We start from the raw sequence: 4,094 nt of genomic DNA, 5'->3' as shown, positions 1-4,094 counted from the left end.
GCGAATCTTTACTTGCTGCGCGGGAGACTGGCGGCATGAACACAGGGAAAATCTGCCCAAAAACCGTCGAAATGCTGAAATTCAGGGAGATTTTCAGCCAAAACCGGCTCATCAAGCGAAAAAAATCGCGTTGAACGTCAGCCGCCCAGTATTTTCGATTCAATCAGAGGTTCCCTAAGGAATCTGCACGAATCTATCTATGGTTTTATGGGCTTGTGACCGGCCCGAGCCCAGTATTCAATGACTTAAATCATTAAGCGACCGTGTGAGGTTATGGGCGGCTCCACTTTGTTTCTGATTTGTGTGCATTTGCAATATTGAGGCAGGCTATGTATACATATGGATCAGTATTGGTTAGGTCAGTCATGCACTTGCCGTTTTCAGTTGAAGGTCGGAAGAGTATTTTGGTAGTGCTGACCGGAACCGAAAGGTGAAACACATTATTCTTCTGTTGGTTCAATTGTGACCAACTGGCGCAGCCCAAATGCGGAGGATTTACCTATGTCACAAACTGCGGATGCAGATACCTCGCAACAGACCGATCGTAACAATCATCCCAATCCACCGGCCACCTTGAGCGCTCTTGCCGTCGAGGCGGGGATTAAATTCAACGGCAGCGCGCCCTGGGATATTCAGGTGCATGACGAGCGAGTCTATGACCGGATCCTTTTGGATGGCTCACTCGGGTTTGGCGAGAGTTATATGGATGGTCTTTGGGATTGTGACCAGTTGGACGTTCTGTTCTACCGGTTACTCAATGCCGAGATCGACCAAAAAATCGACAAATGGCGTCGTTTACGGCTTATGGGTGAGATTCTTCGACATCGTCTGTTCAACCTGCAATCCCGTCGGCGGGCTTTTCAAGTGGGTGAACAACATTACGATACCGGTAATGATGTCTTCGAGCGCATGCTCGATCCGTCCATGAGTTATTCCTGCGGATATTGGAAAGATGCGACCGATCTGACACAGGCCCAATCCGACAAGCTTGATCTGATATGCCGCAAGCTGGAGCTCAAGCCGGGTGAGCGTATGTTGGAGATCGGCAGTGGGTGGGGCAGCCTGGCCCATTTCGCCGCCAAACATTACGGTGTTGAAGTGGTGGGCATTACGGTGTCGAAAGAGCAGATGCAGTTGGCAGAAGCACGCTGCGAGGGCTTGCCTGTCACATTCAAGTTGATGGATTACCGGGACGTGGACGGGCAATACGACAAGCTCGCGTCGGTCGGGATGTTTGAGCACGTGGGGCCGAAAAATTATCGAACCTATTTCGATATTGCCAAGCGGGTGCTCAAAAAAGATGGCTTGTTCCTGCTGCATACAATCGGTGCGCCCTTCAGTACACCCAAAACGGACCCTTGGATAGACAAGTACATTTTCCCGAATGGGAAGTTGCCATCAGCCAGAGAAATTACTTCGTCGATCGAGCACCGTTTCGTCATTGAAGACTGGCATAACTTCGGTCGGGATTATGACCGTACCCTGATGGCCTGGTGGGCGAACTTCGATCGTGCATGGCCTGAACTTTCGGCCAAATACGGTCAGCGTTTCTATCGCATGTGGCGATACTATCTGCTGCAAAGCGCCGGATTCTTCCGCTCTGGGCAGGGGCAGCTCTGGCAGATCGTGTTGGCGCATCGCCAACGGTCGACGCCTTACCGTTCGGTTCGATGATCTGTAACCAACAGCACGACTTCATATTCGCGCTCCGTCAGTATGCCCAGGCACACCTGGGTTTCCTCAAGTGCCTGTGAATGACCTTTCTCAGGTTCCTCTCGGGAAGTAGGGCAGCGCGCACTGATGGGCGCACCCCCTTCGCGACGTGCCTTTTGGATCGATTCTTCAGCCCTGATCCATCAAGTGCCTGATTTCCGAAGCCATACGCTGAACACAGCGCCTGCCCTCCTCGATGGATTCGGCTGCACGGTAAAATTCCAGAAGACCGATCTGCGCGACACGCGGCGAAAGGTAAACGTCGGGAGGGTCGCCCGCCAATCGGCTGCGGGTAATCCGATCCTGTGTAATGTTGACAGCACCGGCGATGGCCTCGAACAGGCTGGGCGGCTGCTCCTCGGCAGGTTTGCTCTGGGGGAATACGGCCGTCGCGTATTCGCGAACCACATCGGCAAACTTTTCGACGAAGCCATCTCTGGCGGCAGGAGTCGGCTCCTTGGGCGGTTTCTCCTTGTGTGAATGCTTGCTGACAATGCCATTGTTGAGGTTTACGGCAATCACCATATCCGCCCCCAAGGCACGACAGACCGAAACCGGTACCGGATTGACCACGCCGCCATCAATCAGCCAGCGGTCATTATTCCGAATAGCCGGAAACAGTCCCGGCAGGGAAATGGAAGCCCAGACCGCTTCGATCAGGGCGCCCTGGCTGAGCCAGATTTCCTTGCCGGTCGCCAGATCTGTCGCAACGGCCGCATAGCGTTGGCCGTCAATCGCTTCGATCAGTTTGTCGTCGTCGGTGACGTATCGGTTCAGGAATTCGTGCAATCTATCCCGGTTCACGAGACCGTTACGCGACATGTTGATATTGAAGAACCGCACCGTTTCCAGTTTGGTCAGTGAACAGACCCACTGTTCGAGTTTATCGAGATTGCCGGAAACATAGGCAGCCCCAACCAGCGCGCCGATCGATGACCCGCAGATGATCCGCGGTTCGATGCCCATGGCGGCGAGTTCGTGGATCACCCCGATATGCGCCCAGCCCCGTGCGGAGCCGCTACCCAGCGCCAAACCGATGTTCATTCTGTTTTTCCTCGTTGATTTTCCCTGATTTTTTTCCTGGATTTTTACCGGATCAGTCGAAGCCTTCCAGAACAATCTTTCCACGCGTCGTGCCGCTTTCGATCAGGGCGTGCGCCCGTTTGAGATTACCCGCGTTGATCGGGCCGAGGTTCTGGTTGGCCGTAGTTCGGATGAGCCCGGCATCGACCAGATCGCCGACTTCGCACAACAGTCGATGCTGCGCCAGGATGTCCGGCGTGTTGAACAGCGCACGGGTGAACATCAGCTCCCAGTGCAGCGAAATGCTCTTGCGTTTGAGCAGCAGGACGTTGATTTCGGCGGGGTCCGGATCGTCGATCAAAGCCAGTTTGCCTTGCGGCGCCAAGGCTTCCACGATGTCGGCGAAGTGTTGGCCTGTCTGGGTCAGGCTGGCGACGTGCGTCACGTTCGACAAACCCGCCTTGCGCAGCTCTTCGGCCAGCGGCTTGCTGTGATCGATCACATGGTGCGCGCCGAGCGAGCGCACCCATTCGGTGGTTTCCGGGCGTGATGCCGTGCCGATCACCGTCAGGCCGGTGAGGCGTCGCGCCAGTTGAACCAGGATCGAACCCACGCCACCGGCCGCACCGATGATCAACAATGATTGATTCGTCGGCGATTTGCCGGGCAGTACACCCAAACGATCGAACAGCATCTCCCATGCGGTAATGCTCGTCAGGGGCAGGGCGGCGGCTTCGGCGTGGCTCAGCGACTTGGGTTTATAGCCCACGATGCGCTCATCCACCAGATGCAATTCAGCATTGGTGCCGGGGCGGGCGATCGATCCGGCGTACCACACCTCATCACCCGGTTTGAACAGGGTTACCTCCGGCCCGACGGCCTGAACCACACCGCTGGCATCCCAACCCAACACCTTGGTTTCACCTTCGGCAGGCGGCGTATTGCGCCGCACCTTGGTATCCACCGGATTGACCGAGACGGCCTTCACGGCCACCAGAAGATCCCGCCCGCCGGGCTGAGGATCGGGTAGTTCGAAATCAATGAGCGCGCTTTCATCCGTAATCGGTAGAGATTCGCGATAACCAACTGCTTTCATCATGGGCTCCCGGTGGTGTGGCAAGACGAATGCAATTCTAGTCGATGACTATCGGATTGTTGGTTGCCGACTAATGACAACGAGTGATGAAACCGGACGTTTTCAGCAACGATGTCAGGGGCGAAAAACTCGCTTTTGGGCACCTCGAAAAACCCCATCCATTCCCCACAGCATCCGGTAAAATTCGATTCATCTGACCACCATCTCTTTTGCTTCCAATGAAACGACGCAGCGCCATTAAGACCGACCTATTTGCCGACCA

General features: G+C 55.2%; 3 protein-coding genes. 1 reads left to right on the top strand and 2 read right to left on the bottom strand.

The window, feature by feature from the left end; translation table 11 throughout:
- The first annotated feature begins 501 nt into the window (after nt 1–501).
- Nucleotides 502–1,674 carry a cyclopropane fatty acyl phospholipid synthase gene (cfa, locus tag PHD44_RS12360; RefSeq protein WP_300192166.1) on the top strand — a complete coding sequence of 391 codons (1,173 nt, stop codon included), beginning with the start codon at nt 502–504 and terminating at the stop codon, nt 1,672–1,674.
- Between the two features lie 168 nt (nt 1,675–1,842).
- Here the strand turns inward: cfa and PHD44_RS12355 are convergent, their stop codons facing one another.
- On the bottom strand, nt 1,843–2,757 hold the full coding sequence (locus PHD44_RS12355; protein ID WP_300192164.1) for a patatin-like phospholipase family protein: 915 nt from the start codon (nt 2,755–2,757) through the stop codon (nt 1,843–1,845).
- A 52-nt stretch (nt 2,758–2,809) separates the two neighbouring features.
- Nucleotides 2,810–3,832, bottom strand: coding sequence for a zinc-binding alcohol dehydrogenase family protein (locus tag PHD44_RS12350; RefSeq protein WP_300192162.1), 1,023 nt, complete (start codon nt 3,830–3,832; stop codon nt 2,810–2,812).
- Nucleotides 3,833–4,094: the final 262 nt, after the last annotated feature.

This window comes from Halothiobacillus sp. (assembly GCF_028710545.1).
Classification (GTDB): Bacteria; Pseudomonadota; Gammaproteobacteria; order Halothiobacillales; family Halothiobacillaceae; genus Halothiobacillus.
The sequence above is the reverse complement of the archived record's forward strand: the minus strand, read 5'-3'. Positions and strand labels throughout refer to the sequence as shown.